Consider the following 15,402-nt stretch of genomic DNA (forward strand, 5'->3'; position numbering starts at 1 on the left):
GCTCGGCGAACGGCGGTCAGTTCCGCTCCAGCTCCACCCTCGGCAGGAGCCGGGCCAGCGGGCCGGGCAGCCACCAGGCGCGGGCGCCCAGGAGCTGCATCACGGCGGGGACGATGAGGCACCGGATGACCACCGCGTCCAGCAGGATCGCCACGGCCAGGCCGAGGCCGAACTGCTGGAGCATCCGGTCGGGGCTGAGGACGAACGCCGCGAACACGACGATCATGATGGCCGCCGCCGCGGTGATGACCCGTCCGGTGTGGGCGAGCCCTTCGCGGACGGCGACCGCCGGGTCGCGCGTGCGCTCCCACTCCTCGTGGATGCGGGACAGCAGGAACACCTCGTAGTCCATGGACAGCCCGAAGACGATCGCGAAGATCATCGCCGGGATGAACGCCTCCACCGGGCCGGGCTGGGCACCCAGCCAGCCCTGCTGGAAGACGAGCGTGACGACGCCGAGGGAGGCGCCGATGCTCAGCAGGTTCAGCACCGCGGCCTTGAGCGGGATGAGCAGCGAACGGAACACGGCGGTCAGCAGCAGCGCGGAGAGTCCGACCACCAGGGCGACGAACAGCGGCATCCGGTCCGCGACCGTCGACGCGAAGTCCTGCGCGGCGGCCGTCGATCCGCCGACCAGGAACTCCGCCCCGGTGTCGGCCTCCAGCGGTGGCAGCACCTCGCCGCGCAGGGCGGCGACCAGGTCGGAGGTGGCCTCGTCCTGGGGCGCGGTCTCGGGGTAGGCGATCACGGTCGCCGTCGAGGAGTCCCCGGTGGGCAGCGGCGGGGAGGCCGCGGCGACGCCGGGAGTGTCGAGCAGGGTGGCCCGCAGCGCCCCGGCCGCGTCGCCGACGGCTTCGCCGCCGCCGTCGGCGACGACCACGAGCGGCCCGTTGAACCCCGGGCCGAAGCCCTCGGCGAGGAGGTCGTACGCCTGCCGGCTCGTGCTCGCAGCGGGGTCGTTGCCGGCGTCGGCGAAGCCGAGGCGCAGCCCCGCGGCGGGTGCGGCCAGGGCGCCCAGCGCGAGCACGGCGACCATCAGCGCGGCCCACGGCCGCCGCTGCACGGCGGTGGCCCAGCGCCGCCACGCGGCGCCGTCGTCGCCGCGCCCGCGCGCGGCCCGGCGGGCGTCGCGCCGCTCCACGTTCCGCTGGATGCGGCGCCCGAACACGCCGAGCAGCGCGGGCAGCAGGGTGAGCGACGCGACCATGGTGACCAGCACGGTCAGCGCCATCGCGAGGGCGACGCCCTGGAGGGAGCCGAGGCCGAGGGCGACGAGCCCGAGGAGGGCGATGACGACGGTGCAGGCGGCGAAGAAGACGGTACGGCCGGCCGCGTCGAGCGCGACCCGCGTGGCGCGTTCCCGTACGGCGGCCGGGTCGGCCGGGCCGGCGACACCGTCGGCCGGGCCCCCGGCGCCCTCCGTCCCGCGCCCGCCGAGGGCGAGCAGTTCGGTGCGGTAGCGGGAGAAGACCAGCAGCGCGTAGTCGATCCCGACGCCGAGGCCGACCAGCATCATCAGCGGCGGCGTGAAGTCGGCGAGCGTCACGACGTGCGAGGCGAGCACGATGAGGCCCATGCTGCTGCCCACCGCGAACAGCGCGGTGACCACCGGCAGTCCGGCCGCGACGACCGACCCGAACAGGAACACCAGGATGACCAGCGCGCCGAGGATGCCCGCGCCCTCGGCTCCGCCGCCGCCCTCCTCGCCGGCCGCGCGCACCGCCTCGCCGCCGAGGGCGACGCTCAGGCCTTCGCCCTGCGCGTCCTGCGCGGTGTCGATGAGGCGGCGCGTGTCGGGGACGGGCATCTCCTCGGCCTTGCCGTCGAGCGTGACCGTCGCGTAGGCGAGGGTGCCGTCGTCGGAGACCGCCCCGGGGTCCTGGTAGGGGCTGCGCACCTGGGCCACGCCGTCGAGCGCGCGGACGTCGTCGAGCACGGCCTCGACGCGGCGTTCGGTGCCCGGGGCGGCGAGGCCGTCCTCGTCGTGCAGCACGATCTGGACGGTGTCGCCGCCCTGCGCGGCGCCGTGGTCCTGCAGTGTCTCCAGCGCCTGCTGGGACTCGGTGCCGGGGAGGGAGAAGTCGTTCCGGTAGTCGCTGGAGACGACTCCGGCCACGGCCTGGACCCCGATGAGCACGGCGGCCCACAGCGCGAGCGCGGTCCACCGGCGGCGGTGCGAGAAGGCGGCGACGCGTTCGAGGATGCCGGGCCGTCGGCCGGGGTCGTGTCCGGCGGCGGGCGCCGTGGGGCGCGTGCCGGGCGGAGAGGTGGTCATCGGGAGCTCCGTTCTGTGCGGGAGGTACCGGTGCCGTGGGCCCGGCGGCCGGCGGCCGCGCCGGGCGCGGTACGGGGGCAGGTCGGGGGAGGCGGGAGGGTCCGGGGCGTCGGGCGGCGTCGCCGCTTCACGGCGGTCACGGCGGTCACGGCGGTCACGGCGGTCACGGCGGCCCTCCCCGTTCCGCAGGGGGCGTGCCCGCGGCAGGGTGGCGGGCCGCCGGGGCGGGGGCGGCGGCGTGCACCCGCCCGCGCAGCGCCCAACGCAGCCAGGCCTGGGCGCCGAGCAGCAGCGGCAGGGCGGCCAGCAACGCGGGGACCAGCAGGCCCAGCACCGGCCCGTCGGCGGCGGACTCCCGCAGCGGCAGCCGTACGCCGCCCAGCAGCGGCAGGGCCGCGGCGGCGACGGCGGTGAGCGCGTACGCGGGCACCGGCGCCGTCCGTCCGGTGAGGGCGCGGACGCGTGCCAGCGGCGGCCCGGTGAGGCGGCGCCCCGCGTAGGCCAGGCCGTGGGCGGCGAAGAGGACCGCGGTGGTGAGCGCCATGCCGACGGCGAACGAGCCCCCGGCGGGCCGGGTCGGATCGCCCTGGAGGAACCCGGCGAGCAGCCGGCCCCAGGACAGGGCGACGGCCCAGCTCCCGGCCACCACCAGCCCGTCGGCGAACCGCCGCCAGGCGCGCGAGGTGCCGCCGCCTCGCCACCACAGGCCGGCGTCCCGCACCACCCAGCCCGCGAGCAGGCCCAGCAGCACGGCGAACTGCCCCTGGAACAGGGCGCCTTCCAGGTCCGGGAAGCAGCCGATGAACACGCCGGCGGCGGCGACCAGCCACACCTCGTCGGCGAAGAAGTACGGGAGGACGGTGCGCAGCACGAGGCGGCGTTCGTCGTCGTCGCGGCCCAGGTGGGGCAGCAGCATGCCCACGCCGAGGTCGGCTCCGGACAGCACGGACCACCCGGCGGTGAAGAGGCCCAGCAGGGCGACGGCGAGGACGTCCATGGCGGCGTTGCGCCTCCTTCTCGGGGTCGACGTGCGTCTCGGGGTCGGCGTGGTGTCAGTACGTGGGGGCGGGCGCCCGGTCGCGCGGGCGGGGCCCGTCCGGGGCGTCGCCGCCCGGCGTCCCGGGGCCCGCGTCGTCCGTGCCGAGGGTCACGGCGGCGGGCCCGCGTCCGGCGGCGCGCAGCAGGAAGTACCCGTTGCCGGCGATCAGCAGGGCGAAGAGGGCCCCGAACACCGCGAGGGAGAGCCGCATCTGCCCGGCGGAGAGCTGCGAGGCGGCGTCCTCGGTGCGCAGCAGGCCGTGGATCACCCACGGTTGGCGTCCGGCCTCGCGGAAGACCCACCCGGCCGTCATGGCGACGTACGGCAGCGGCACGACCGCCATCAGCAGTACGTGCCACGCCCGCAGGCGGTGCACCACGAACCGGATCGCCCCCAGCACCACGCCGAGCCCGGCGACCAGGAACATCAGGGCGAAGGCGACGAGCATCAGCGTCGCCCCGAGCTGCGTCCACGTCTCGGACGGCACGTAGTCGCCCGGCCCGAAGCGCGCGGTCAGTTCCGCCTGCAGCCGGGCGATCTCGGTCTCGTCGCGGCGGAAGACGGCCATCTTCATCGGCTGGTTTCCGGTGAGGAAGGGGAACTGCACGCCGCCCGTGACGGCGGTGAGGAACACCGCGGGCGCCCCCAGGAACACGCCGATGCGCAGCGACCGGCGGAACACCTCGTGTTCCGGGGACCGCCGGAAGAGGTGGTAGGCGCTCACCCCGGCCATGAAGAACGCGGCCGTGACCAGGGCGCCGGCGGCGATGTGCCCGAAGGCGAAGAGCGTGGACGGGTTGGTGAGCACGGCCGCGGTGTCGTGCAGCACCAGCCCGTCGGGGGTCTCCCGGTGGCCGACGGGGTTGTTGAGGAAGCCGTTGGTGACCAGGATCCAGTACGCGGACAGGTAGGCGGTCAGCGTGACGACCCAGAGGGTGCCGAGGTGCACCCACCGGTTGAACCGGCCCCAGCCGAAGATCCACAGCCCGAGGAACGTCGACTCGACGAAGAACGCGAGGATCGTCTCCAGCGCGAGCGAGGCGCCGAACACGTCGCCCGCGTAGTGGCCGAGGCCGCTCCAGTTCATGCCGAACTGGAACTCCATGACGATGCCGGTGACGATCCCCACCGCGTAGTTGATGACGTAGAGCTGCCCCCAGAAGCGCACCATGCGGTGGTGCACGGGCTTCCCGGACGCCACGGCGACGGTCTGCACGCAGGCGACGACGGTCGCCAGGCCGAGGGTCAGGGCGACGAACAGGAAGTGCCCGGCAGCGGTCAGGGCGAACTGCAGCCGCGCCAGGTCGAGGGTCTGTGCATCCACGCCCCACACGGTGCCGGTCCGGCACCCCCGGCCGCGTCGGGCCGGGGATGCGACCTGCGCTACCGCGCCGGTTGCGGCGTCCGCCTCCCGTGTACCCCCGGGGTTGCGCCGGCCCCCGACCCGACCCGGGGCCGGGCCGGTCCCCGACCCCTAAGGGGCCCGTCGTTCCGGGGGCTCCCCGCCCGGCTGCGGCACCGGACCGGCGCAGCCGCGCGAGAGGGAAGCGGTCAGTCCAGCCAGCCGGGGGCGACCAGCCCCGACTCGTAGGCGAGGATCACCAGCTGCGCGCGGTCCCGTACGTCCAGCTTGGTCATCACGCGGCTGACGTGCGTCTTGGCCGTCGCCGGGCTCAGCACGAGGCGGGCGGCGATCTCGTCGTTGGTCAGCCCGGCCGCGACGAGGGCCATGACCTCGCGTTCGCGCCCGGTGAGCGCGTTCAGGCGGGGGCCCGGTTCGGGCCGTGCGACGCGGCCGGCGAACTCGGCGATCAGGCGGCGGGTGACGGCGGGGGCGATCAGCGCGTCGCCCCGCGCGACCACCCGCACCGCGTGCAGCAGTTCCGTCGGTTCGGTGTCCTTCAGCAGGAATCCCGAAGCCCCGGCCCGCAGCGCCCCGTAGACGTAGTCGTCCGCGTCGAAGGTGGTGAGGATGACGACGCGTACGCGCTCCAGCCGCGGGTCGCCGACGATCTCCCGGGTGGCCTCCAGTCCGTCCGTTCCGGGCATCCGGATGTCCATCAGCACCACGTCGGGGCGCAGTTCGCGCGCCGCGCGCACGGCCGTCGCACCGTCACCGGACTCGCCGACGACCCGGATGTCGTCCTCGTCGTCCAGGATGGACCGGAAACCGGCCCGGACGAGCGTCTGGTCGTCGGCCAGCAGGACACCGACGGCGTCCGCGACCGCTCCGTCCGCGTTCACGTGCTCTCCTCCCGCCCCGGCCGGCCCTCCCGGTCCCCGCGCCCGGCGGGGCCGCGTGCGAGGGTCCCGCGCACCGGCAGCCGTGCCGCCACCCGGAAGCCCCGGACCGTGCCGGCGTCGTCGGTGACGTTACCCGTGGTCAGCTCGCCGCCCAGCGCCCGGGCGCGTTCGGCCATGCCGCCCAGCCCGCTGCCCTCCGCTCCGCCCTCCTCGCCCGGAGGCGCACCGCCGCCGTCGTCCACCACGGTGACCAGCAGGGCGTCGCCCTCACGCCGCACGCGCACCTCGGCCGTCGCAGCGCGCGCGTGCCGGACGACGTTGGTCAGCGACTCCTGCACGATGCGGTACGCGGCGAGTCCGACCTCCGGCGGAAGGCCCTCCGCGGCGCCCTCCCCCGGGAGTTCGGCACGGACCCGGAGTCCCGCCCCGCCGGTGCGCTCGGCCAGCTCGGCGATACCGGCGAGACCGGCGCCCGCGGGCGAGGTCGGCGCGACCGCGTCGTCGACCTGCCGCAGCACGCCGAGGGTGGCACGCAGTTCGCGCAGCGCCTCCCGGCTGGTGTCCCGCACGGTCTCCAGTGCGGGGACCATGTCCTGCGCCGCCGCGTCCCCGTGCTTGGCGTACCGGTGCAGGGCGGCGGCGGACTGCACGTTGATCAGCGAGATGTTGTGGCCGAGGACGTCGTGCAGCTCGCGGGCGATCCGCAACCGTTCCTCGGCCGCCGACTGCCGCGCGCGGACGTCCTTCTCCCGCTCGGCGGCCAGCGCGCGCTGCTCCGCCTCGCGCAGGTAGGCCAGCCGCGTGCTGTACGCGGTGCCCGCGGCGACCAGGCCGACGAACCAGCCGGCCAGCAGGAAGATCGACGTGTCGTCGACGTGCCGCTGTCCGGGCTCCGCGAGCACTTCGGAGAGCACGATCGCCAGCATCGTCACGACCGCGAGGGTGACCGCGGCGACCAGGTGCCCCTGGGCGGCGACCGTGAAGAGGGCCACCGCGAAGGCCGCGACCAGGAGCGGGACGTCGCGGTCGGCGAAGGGGAAGTAGAGCGCGCTGCACACCAGCGTCACGAGGGCGACCGCCACCGGCCGGCGGCGACGCCACCACAGCGCGCCGCAGCCCACGGCGATGAGCACCCAGCCGAGCACGGCGCGCGGCCACGACTCCGCGCCGACGCCGTCCCGGCCGACGTCCCACACCAGCAGCAGCACCACGACCGCGGCGACGGCTGCGCCGAGCACGATGCGCCTGGTAGCCGGGGCCATGCGGGCAAGCGTACGTAAGGTGGGCGGCAGACGGCACGCCCCGGCGCGCCGACCGGCGCCTGCGCGGCCCCGCACGCACGAGGAGAGGACGCACGCGATGACCAACGCCCCGATGCCCGAGAGCGACGAGCCCGCGCACGACCCGGAGGTCCTCGAACTCGCCCAGAAGATCTTCGACCTGGCCCGGCACGGGGACACCGGCACCGTCAGCGCCTACGTGGGCATGGGCGTCCCGCCGAACCTCACCAACGACAAGGGCGACTCGCTCGTCATGCTCGCCGCCTACCACGGGCACGCCGCGACCGTCCGGGCCCTGCTGGAGCGCGGCGCGGACCCGGACCGGGTCAACGACAAGGGCCAGACGCCGCTCGCCGGCGCGGTCTTCAAGGGTGAGGACGAGGTGGTCGAGGCCCTGCTCGACGGCGGCGCCGACCCGCACGCGGGGACACCGTCGGCCGTGGAGACGGCCCGCATGTTCGAGAAGGACGAGCTGCTGAAGCGCTTCGGCGCCTGAGCCCGGCGGCCCGTCCGCGCCGGCCCTGCGGGGCGGACAGGCGGCGGGGTGCCGCCCCGGCCTCCGCGGGCCTCACCCCCGGCCGGCCGCCGTGGCGAGGCGGGCGGTGGTGAGGTGGGCCGTGGCGAGGTGAACGTCGAACGCGCAGGGCACCGGCCCGCCGCCGGGCGGCGCCAGAGCCGCCGCCTCCGCGAGGAAGGCGGCGCGCAGCCCGGCGCGCGCGGGCCCGTCCAGCGTCCGCACGTCGTAGATCCCCGACACGGACCGCCACACCTCTTCGGGCGAGCCACCGAGGTCGATCCGCAGCGTCTCCCACTCCACCGGGCCGAACCCGGCCGGGCCGAGCACCGCGTCCAGCCCGTCGCGGCTGCGTACCCGCCGGTCGCCCAGCGGCGGCATGCGCCGCTCCTCGGGGACGGCGGCCAGCACCGGACGCAGCAGCCGGAGGAACGCCTCGTACGCCTCGCCGCCCGCGGCGCCGCCGCCCAGTACGCAGGCGAACAGCCCGCCCGGTGCGAGCACCCGCGCCGCTTCCGCGGCCACCCGCTCGACGTCGTCCATCAGCATCAGCGCCATGTGGGACACGCACGCGTCGAACGCCCCCGCCGCGAAGGGGAGTTGCTGTGCACGGCCCTCCACCAGCACGGCACGTGCCAGCTCCGGCCGCCGCCGGGCCAGCGCCAGCGCCTCCGGCGACAGGTCCACGCCCGCGACGGTCTCCGCACGCCGGCCGTCGTCGCCGACTGCCAGGAGGCGCAGCAGCACCCCGTCACCGCAGCCGAGGTCCAGCACCCGGCGGCAGCCCGCGACCCGGTCGCGCAGCGCCTCGTAGCCGGTCCGCCCGTCGGCCGACCGTCCGTGCCCGAACGCGTCACCCGTCACCCCCGGCCGCTCCGCGTGGAAGCCGCGCAGGAACGCCTCACCCGCCGTCGTCACCATGCGGCCAACCTACGGCGCGTTCCCGTCCGTCGCGCGCTGCTCGCCGTGGTTCCTCGGCAGGCCGAAGCCGCTCATCTGCTTCTCGGCGAGGCTCAGGAAGCCCATGCTGCGGTAGAACGCGTGGTTCCGCTCGCCCTCGGGCGTCGACGGGTGGTCGGTCGAGAGGAGGAAGAAGCGGCAGTGCGCGTAGCGCTCCCGCAGCCGGTCGAGCAACGCCCGGCCGATGCCCCGCCGTTGCGCCTGCGGCCGTACCAGCACGTCCTGCACGTAGACGACGTGCTCGTCGTCGGACACCGTGCGCGCCAGCCCCAGCAGGACGCCCGCCTCGTCCCGGGCGGTGAGCACGAGGTGGGAGTTGCGCAGCCCGCGGCACAGCTTCCCGGCGTCCGCCGTGTACCCCTCCCAGCCGACGGAGTCGTACAGCGCGTACATCTCGTCCGCGTCGAACTCCCGCTCCTCCGCGATGACCACCCGTGCCCTCCCACCGTCGCCGGACCTGAACCCGGGCGACTCTACGCGGGCCGGCGGCCAGTGACCTGAGTCAGAGATTCGGTGGGCGTTCCTGGCCTCGGGCTTCCGGCCGCTCGGCCCGGAAGTCCTCCTACGCCCGGAACGACCGTAAGAAGTTCGGAACGACTGAAACGACGGGAACAGCGGTTACGGCGGTTACGGCGGTTACGGCGGGAACATCCGGACCGATGACGAACTGATCACGTTCCACCAACTGCTGGGCAACGGAGTCAACCGTTCCGCCCCGGGCACCCGTACGCTCTCCTCGCTCCCAACAGCGCTTTTCGGCCACGTGGTTGGTTCGTCCGGCGCTGTCGGGCCGGTCGCGCATGCCCGCAGATCGAGCCACGTCCACCGTCCGGTGGCGACTCCGTGCGGCATCCACGGCCACGGCTTTCATCCTTCTGCGCCCTGTCCGAAACGGAACGGGCCCGTCACGCTCCCTGGGGGGACGACATGCACTGGTACCTCGACGTGCTGAAGAACTACGCCACGTTCAGCGGCCGCGCGCGCCGCAAGGAGTACTGGATGTTCACGCTGTTCAACGCGATCGTCCTGGTCGCCCTGCTGGCGATCGGCTTCGCCGCCCTCGGCGAGAACGGCGTGTACCTCTACCTGGTCTACGTCGTGGCCGTGCTGGTCCCTACCCTCGCGGTGACGGTGCGCCGCCTGCACGACACCGGCCGCACCGGCTGGTGGTACTTCATCAGCTTCGTCCCGCTGGTCGGCCCGATCGTCCTGCTGGTCTTCCTCTGCACCGCCGGCAACCCGGCGCCGAACCAGTACGGCGCCGACCCCAAGCTGGTCGCCGCCGCCTGACCCGGTGCCCGGCGGCGGCCCACCCCTCCGCCGCCCGGCACCTTCCCGCGACCGCCCGCCGACGCTCTCCGCCGGCGGGCGGTCGCGCGCGTTCGCCGCGTCAGCAGGCGCTCTCCCGCACGTCCGCGACGACGCAGCTCACGTTGTCGGGGGCGCCCTGCCTGCGGGCCAGCTCGACCAACTCCGCCACCACCGCCTCCGGTTCCCCCTCGGCGGTGACCGCCCGGCGCAGCTCGTCCTCCGGCACCACCGCGGAGAGGCCGTCCGAACAGAGCAGGTAGCGGTCCCCGGCACGGGCGTCCCGCAGCCGCATCTCGGCCTCCCCGCGCGAACCCCCGGCGCCTCCGTTCAACGCCCGTACGAGAAGCGCGCGCTGCGGATGCGAGGCGGCCTCCTCCGGGGTGAGCCGACCCTCGTCCACCATCGCCTGCACCCGCGTGTGGTCGTGCGTGATCCGGCTCAGGACACCGTCGCGCAGCAGGTACGCCCGCGAGTCGCCGATGTGCACCAGGGCCAGCTGGGCACCGTTCCACAGCATCGCCGTGAGCGTCGTACCGGAATGCTCCGGCGACGGTTCCACCGCGGTGACGCCGTGCACGGCCAGGCCGGCCCGTTCGACTGCGTCCTCCAGCACGTTCAGCAGGGCGCCCGCCGGGGCGGGCTCCGCCTCCAGCGTCCTGAAGACCTCCACCGCGGCGGCGCCGGCCTCGGCGCCCACGCCGCCGAACCCGTCGGCGACGGCCAGCACCCGCGGGCCGGCGTAGGCGACGTCCTGATTGCTCTCCCGTACGAGTCCCCGGTCCGACAGCGCGGCGCAGCGGATCTCCAGCGGAGGTGCGGTACGTGTGCTCATGGCAGCGTCCTTCCGGCTCAGATGGTCGACGAGGAAGGTCGCGAGCTCCCGGCGGGCGGCGGTGTCGGCCTCGACCTGCGCCCAGTACGCCCGCACGGCGTGCACCGCCGGGTGGTCGCCGCCCGCCGCCTGAGCCGTGCCCGGGTCGTCGGCCGCCTCAGGCCCCCCGGCCGGCTCCGCGAGGTCGCAGACCTCGCGAATCCGTGCCAGCGGCATCCCCAGCCGCCGCAGCCAGGCCACCAGCCGGGCGCGCTCCAGCTGCTCCGGCACGTAGTACCGGTAGCCGGAGTCCGGGTCGACGCGCGCCGGTGCCAGCAGGCCCAGCTCGTCGTACAGGCGGAGCGCCTTCGGCGACAGCCGTGACGCCTTCGCGAACGCCCCGATGGTCAGCAGCCCCATGCCCGTCGCCTCCCGCGCCTCCTCGTCGTGCCGAGCGCCTCGCCCGGCGGAGACGACGCTGCGGCCTCCCCCAAGGGCAAGGTCAACCCGCCCGCCCGCCGATCCGGTGGTCCTCCGGCACACCGGTCCACCGCAGCTCGTCGGGGAGGTGCGCCATGTCGTTGTGCACCACCAGATACGGCGGACGCCCCGGCACGTACCGGATGACGGTCAGCGCGCAGTTGCAGCCGTTGACGGCGAGCCACCGCCACGGCGGGGCGTACATCGCGGCGGACACCAGCCGCCCGAGGAGGAAGTTGTGCGTCACCAGCAGCTCGTGCCGCGGCTCCCCACCCTCCACCGGGCCGGTGAACCGCGCCTCCGCCTCCGCGGCGAGCGCCGGCCCGCGACGCCGCTCCTCCACGGGGAAGCGGTGCACGAAGTCCAGCAGGAAGTCCGCCGCCTCGGGGGGCAGTTCCTCCCGCTCCGGAGTGTGCGGCACGTAGTCCCCGGCCGCCTCCGCTACGTGCACCGGTACGCCGTCCAGCCGCTCGGCCGCCAGCCGCGCCGTCTCGGCGGCGCGCGGGAGCGGGCCGTGGTGGACGGCGGCCAGGGGCACCCCGCGCAGCCGCTCCCCCAGGGCCCGCGCCTGCCGCCGCCCCCGCTCCGTCAGCCCGCCCTCGGCGTCCGCCTCCCCGTGCCGCACCACGTACAGCCACCGCTCCGCCGCGCCCACCATGCCCCGTCCCCTCCACAGCCGGATGTGCTCACCCTGCCCCTGCACCGACGCCCACCCGCCGGTGAGGGTTCCACGTGGCCCCACGCGGGCTACGTTCGCTCAGTGGACGTTCAGCCCCTCTTCGAGCCGTGCGGCGAAGCGCAGCACCCCCGCCTTGGCGAAGCGCTCCCCCAGTTCGATCGCGGTCATCGGCGGGCGTCGTTTCTCGGCCGCCAGGCGCTTCACCGTGGCCACGACCTCTGCGGGCACCATGTCGAACAGCCCGCAGAGGGAGGTGTCGGGGTCGACCACTCGGACCCTCCGGTCGATCCACGGCTGGGGCGGGAAGTCCTGCAGGTTCCAGGTGACGACAGCCTGGGCATCCGCCGCGATGGCCGCCGCAAGGTGATGCCGGTCGTCCGGATCCGGCCCCCGCACGGTGTCCACGAGGTGCAGGTACTGCTCCTCCGGGATCCGGCAGTCGTCGAAGAACGTCCGGATGGCTCGTGTGATGGCTCGGGCCGCATCCGGGCTGCGTTGCTGCTCACGCACGATGACGCGCTCCCACTCGTCGAGAAGCCGTTCCGTCCACACGACCTGATGCACCGCGTCCTCCGTCAGCGCAAGCATCAGGTCCATGAGCGAGAACGGAAACAGAACGTTGGTGTCGACGAAGACGCGCCCCATGCCTGCTCCCCCTCCGGCCTCAGTACGGGAGGTCCGTGTCCTCGACCACGTCGGAGATGCGCCGACGTCCCTCTTGGCGGCGTCGGCGCCGCTCTGCGAAGGCGAGCACGTCGTCGAGTCGCACGACACGGTGGCGGCTGCCGGGCAGGTGCGTGCTCGGGATGGCGCCCTCGTCGAAAAGGCGGACGACGAACGGCCGGGACAAGCCGAGGAGGGCGGCCGCCTCGGCCGGTGTGAGCTCGGTCTCGGTGGCCAGTATGGTCACCGCATGCCCCTGGGAGAGTTCCCCCGCTGCCGCCCTCAGCACCTCGAGCAGCGGTGACGGCACGCGCAGCTCCGTGCCGTCGGCGTAGCGGACCACCGCGTCGGCTTCCCGGGCCCGCCTCTCGGCCACCCGTTCCAGCGCCTCGCGCAAGGACGGGTCGGGTTCGATGCGTGCAGCCTGGGTCAGGGTGCTCGTCCGGGGCATGAACGCCTCCTCCACCGATCCGATATCTGCAACAACTGTAACCGAAGGCTTCCCCTGCCGCACGGTGTCGCGTTCTCCGGCTCCTCCGGTGGGGTCAGGGCTTCTCGTAGACGGAGACGTGGCGGCGGCTGGCGGCGGTGAAGGGGGTGCGGTCCCAGTCGGTCCAGCGCTCGCGCAGACGCATGCCGGCGAGCTGCGCCATCAGGTCCAGCTCGCTCGGCCAGCAGTAGCGCAGGCGCAGCGGACGCAGCGTGGTGCCCTGGGCGTCGAAGGTCACGCGCTGGAAGGTGACGGCCTGCTCGACGGGGTCGTGGAGCAGGAACTCCATCTTGACCGCGTCCTCGGAGAGCGCACGGGTGGCGACCCGCTGATGGCGGTCGAACTCGGTCAGGTCCTGGATGAAGCACTCCACGACGAACAGTCCGCCCGGCGCGAGGACGTCGGCGACGTTGCGGAAGCAGCCGACCTGCCGGGCCTGGCTGGGCAGGTTGAACAGGGTGTTGAAGACCAGGTAGGAGAGCTGGAAGGGGCCGGTCGCCGCCACGTCCGCCATGTCGCCGATGGTCACGGGGATGTCCGCGCCGCCGGGCTTCGCGCGCATCTGCTCGACCATGCCGGTCGAGCCGTCGATGCCTTCGACGGAGATTCCGCGGGCGGCCAGCGGGACGGCGACCCGGCCGGTCCCGATCGCCAGCTCGAGGACACGCCCGCCCTCGGGGACCAGCTCTGCCAGGAATTCCACGGTCGGCGTCGGCTCGTAGGCGTCGGCCACGTCGTACTCGTGGGCGTAGCGGTCGAAGAACGCAGGGTCGTTGAGTCCGGTCATGGCGGAGGAGTCAACCACCCTCCGGCGCGGCCGCGCCATCGGTTTCCGCCGGTGGCGACACACCTGCAAGCGGCTTGCTTGCAAAAGTTAGCAAGGCGGTGCACGCTGGGGTCATGGCTTCCCTGCATGTCGGCAATCTCGGTGAGTTCCTGCGGGAGCAGCGCCGCAGCGCGCAGCTCTCGCTGCGGCAGCTCGCCGAGGCCGCAGGGGTGTCGAACCCGTACCTGAGCCAGATCGAGCGCGGCCTGCGCAAGCCGAGCGCGGAGATCCTCCAGCAGATCGCCAAGGCGCTCCGCATCTCCGCCGAGACGCTGTACGTGCAGGCCGGGATTCTCGAGGAACGCGACGTGGACGAGGCCCGTGACGAGGTCTCGGTCGGCGCCGCGATACTCGCGGACCCGTCGATCAACGAGCAGCAGAAGCAGGCGCTGCTCCAGATCTACGCCTCGTTCCGCAAGGAGAACGGGCACCTCGACGACCCCGGGCAGGCGTCTTCGAGCCGGACGGCGCAGCCGCCGCGGGAGACGGAAGCCTGACGGAAACCCGAGCCATGACCGCCGATACGTCCCGGAAGGGATTCCTCATGCCGCTGAACGACGACATCCGCAAGACGCTCACCGACCCGACCCCGCTGTACTTCGCAGCGGGCGTCCTCGACAAGATCCGCGAGGAGGCGCCGGGGGCGATCGCCGCCGTACGGGCGACGGACCCGAAGGAGGTCCAGGCCAAGGTCACCGACCGCGCGAAGGAGACGCAGGTCCGGATGAACGAGGCGCTGGGCAGCATCGACACCGACATCAAGAAGCTGCGCGAACAGGCGCAGTCGCTGGCGATGCAGGGCCTGGGGTACGCCGCCGAGTACGCGGTGAAGGCGCGCGAGGCCTACGGCGACCTGGCCGAGCGGGGCCGCGGCGCGGTGCAGACCTGGCGCGGCGACGGCGACAGGCCCGAGATCACCGTGGAGCGGGAGTCGGTCCGCGTGGCACAGCCGCCGAAGCAGCCGCGCAACGGCTCCTCCTCCGCCCGGGCGGGCACCAGGACCGGCACCGGCGCCGGGACCGCCACCAGGGCCGGGACCGGGACCGGGAGCAGCAACGGCGCGAAGAGCGCCAACGGCTCCGGCGCCGCCAAGAGCGCGAACGGCTCCGGCAGCCAGGGCGCGGCCGCCGGCACCACGGCCCGCTCCACCAGCGCCAAGGCGGCGGCCCCGAAGAGCACCGCCGCGAAGAACACCGCCGCGAAGAGCGCGAACGGCAACGCCAAGGCCGGCGGCAAGGGCTCCACCGGCGGGTCCACGCCGAAGTCGGGCTCCTGACCCCCGGCCGCGGGCCGGGCACAGAACGCGTGCCCGGCCCGTTGTACGGGTAGCGTGACCAGTCGGGGGCCGATCCACGGCTCCCGGGCGGTGACGGCACCCGCCGCGTCCGCCGCGGCGACCGCAGAACGAACAGGACGTGACACAGATGCTGATCGAGGGCTTCAACACCGTGATGCTGGTGATCATGCTGGCGTTGCTCTGCTTCGCCGTGTTCGCGTTCATCGACGCCATGCTGCGCCGCGAGGACGCCTACCGGGCGACGGACAAGAAGACCAAGGGCTTCTGGCTGATCATCCTGGGTCTGGCGGTCGTGGTGAACCTGCCGTTCCTCGGCGTGGGCCTCTGGATTCTGAAGATCATCGGCCTGATCGCGAGCATCGTGTACCTCGTCGACGTCCGCCCGGCGCTCAAGCAGGTCATGGGCGGTGGCGGCGGACCGAAGCGCCGCGGCGGCAGCAGCAGCGACGGGCCGTACGGGCCCTTCAACGGCGGACGCTGAGACCGCCGGACGCCCGGAGGCTTCGCGCCCCGGGAGGAACGCCGCCGCAGGA

The 15,402-nt window shown here is 74.1% G+C and carries 17 protein-coding genes; 5 read left to right on the forward strand and 12 right to left on the reverse strand.

The genetic code is table 11. The features are described 5' to 3' along the window. Positions 1 to 16 precede the first annotated feature (16 nt). From RM572_RS07330 to RM572_RS07350, 5 genes are all read right to left on the reverse strand, one after another. Entirely contained in the window at positions 17 to 2,275 is a 2,259-nt protein-coding gene (locus RM572_RS07330) for an MMPL family transporter (protein WP_311672456.1), read from the reverse strand. A 163-nt stretch (positions 2,276 to 2,438) separates the two neighbouring features. After that, positions 2,439 to 3,272, reverse strand: coding sequence for a cytochrome d ubiquinol oxidase subunit II (locus RM572_RS07335; RefSeq protein WP_311672457.1), 834 nt, complete (start codon positions 3,270 to 3,272; stop codon positions 2,439 to 2,441). Between the two features lie 55 nt (positions 3,273 to 3,327). After that, a complete protein-coding gene (locus tag RM572_RS07340; RefSeq protein ID WP_311672458.1) occupies positions 3,328 to 4,638 on the reverse strand; it encodes a cytochrome ubiquinol oxidase subunit I in 1,311 nt (436 codons plus the stop codon). 227 nt (positions 4,639 to 4,865) lie between these two features. Next, complete coding sequence (locus tag RM572_RS07345) at positions 4,866 to 5,558, reverse strand: response regulator transcription factor (protein WP_311672459.1); 693 nt, start codon at positions 5,556 to 5,558, stop codon at positions 4,866 to 4,868. Next, positions 5,555 to 6,820 carry a sensor histidine kinase gene (locus tag RM572_RS07350; RefSeq protein WP_311672460.1) on the reverse strand — a complete coding sequence of 422 codons (1,266 nt, stop codon included), beginning with the start codon at positions 6,818 to 6,820 and terminating at the stop codon, positions 5,555 to 5,557. The genes RM572_RS07345 and RM572_RS07350 overlap by 4 nt, the downstream gene beginning before the upstream one ends. 97 nt (positions 6,821 to 6,917) lie before the next feature. Here RM572_RS07350 and RM572_RS07355 point away from each other — a divergent pair, with 97 nt between their 5' ends. Then, entirely contained in the window at positions 6,918 to 7,334 is a 417-nt protein-coding gene (locus tag RM572_RS07355; protein WP_027765633.1) for an ankyrin repeat domain-containing protein, read from the forward strand. 72 nt (positions 7,335 to 7,406) lie between these two features. On the opposite strand, the gene RM572_RS07360 is transcribed toward RM572_RS07355, so the two are convergent. Beyond that, positions 7,407 to 8,273 (reverse strand): class I SAM-dependent methyltransferase, encoded by an 867-nt coding sequence (locus RM572_RS07360; RefSeq protein WP_311672461.1) that lies wholly within the window; start codon positions 8,271 to 8,273, stop codon positions 7,407 to 7,409. A 9-nt stretch (positions 8,274 to 8,282) separates the two neighbouring features. Then, a complete protein-coding gene (locus RM572_RS07365) occupies positions 8,283 to 8,744 on the reverse strand; it encodes a GNAT family N-acetyltransferase (protein ID WP_311672462.1) in 462 nt (153 codons plus the stop codon). Positions 8,745 to 9,239: 495 nt separating this feature from the next. Between RM572_RS07365 and RM572_RS07370 the strand changes: the two genes are divergently transcribed. Then, positions 9,240 to 9,602: a DUF805 domain-containing protein gene (locus RM572_RS07370; RefSeq protein WP_311672463.1), complete on the forward strand. Its 363-nt coding sequence runs from the start codon at positions 9,240 to 9,242 to the stop codon at positions 9,600 to 9,602. Positions 9,603 to 9,702: 100 nt separating this feature from the next. Here RM572_RS07370 and RM572_RS07375 read toward each other — a convergent pair whose 3' ends face one another. From RM572_RS07375 to RM572_RS07395, 5 genes are all read right to left on the reverse strand, one after another. Then, a complete protein-coding gene (locus RM572_RS07375) occupies positions 9,703 to 10,854 on the reverse strand; it encodes a MerR family transcriptional regulator (protein WP_311672464.1) in 1,152 nt (383 codons plus the stop codon). Positions 10,855 to 10,936: 82 nt separating this feature from the next. Next, positions 10,937 to 11,572, reverse strand: a complete 636-nt coding sequence (locus tag RM572_RS07380; protein ID WP_311672515.1) for a histidine phosphatase family protein — start codon at positions 11,570 to 11,572, stop codon at positions 10,937 to 10,939. A gap of 99 nt (positions 11,573 to 11,671) precedes the next feature. Continuing rightward, on the reverse strand, positions 11,672 to 12,238 hold the full coding sequence (locus RM572_RS07385) for a PIN domain-containing protein (RefSeq protein WP_311672465.1): 567 nt from the start codon (positions 12,236 to 12,238) through the stop codon (positions 11,672 to 11,674). A gap of 19 nt (positions 12,239 to 12,257) precedes the next feature. Beyond that, entirely contained in the window at positions 12,258 to 12,707 is a 450-nt protein-coding gene (locus RM572_RS07390; RefSeq protein WP_311672466.1) for a helix-turn-helix domain-containing protein, read from the reverse strand. 94 nt (positions 12,708 to 12,801) lie between these two features. Then, a complete protein-coding gene (locus tag RM572_RS07395) occupies positions 12,802 to 13,533 on the reverse strand; it encodes a class I SAM-dependent DNA methyltransferase (RefSeq protein WP_311672467.1) in 732 nt (243 codons plus the stop codon). 113 nt (positions 13,534 to 13,646) lie between these two features. Between RM572_RS07395 and RM572_RS07400 the strand changes: the two genes are divergently transcribed. The 3 genes from RM572_RS07400 to RM572_RS07410 all read left to right on the forward strand — a co-directional run bounded on the left by RM572_RS07400 (position 13,647) and on the right by RM572_RS07410 (position 15,350). Next, complete coding sequence (locus RM572_RS07400) at positions 13,647 to 14,069, forward strand: helix-turn-helix domain-containing protein (protein WP_311672468.1); 423 nt, start codon at positions 13,647 to 13,649, stop codon at positions 14,067 to 14,069. A gap of 14 nt (positions 14,070 to 14,083) precedes the next feature. Further along, entirely contained in the window at positions 14,084 to 14,848 is a 765-nt protein-coding gene (locus RM572_RS07405) for a hypothetical protein (protein ID WP_311672469.1), read from the forward strand. 148 nt (positions 14,849 to 14,996) lie between these two features. Continuing rightward, positions 14,997 to 15,350 (forward strand): DUF2516 family protein, encoded by a 354-nt coding sequence (locus tag RM572_RS07410; protein ID WP_136185388.1) that lies wholly within the window; start codon positions 14,997 to 14,999, stop codon positions 15,348 to 15,350. Positions 15,351 to 15,402 lie beyond the last annotated feature (52 nt).

This window comes from Streptomyces hazeniae (assembly GCF_031845485.1).
Classification (GTDB): Bacteria; Actinomycetota; Actinomycetes; order Streptomycetales; family Streptomycetaceae; genus Streptomyces; species Streptomyces hazeniae.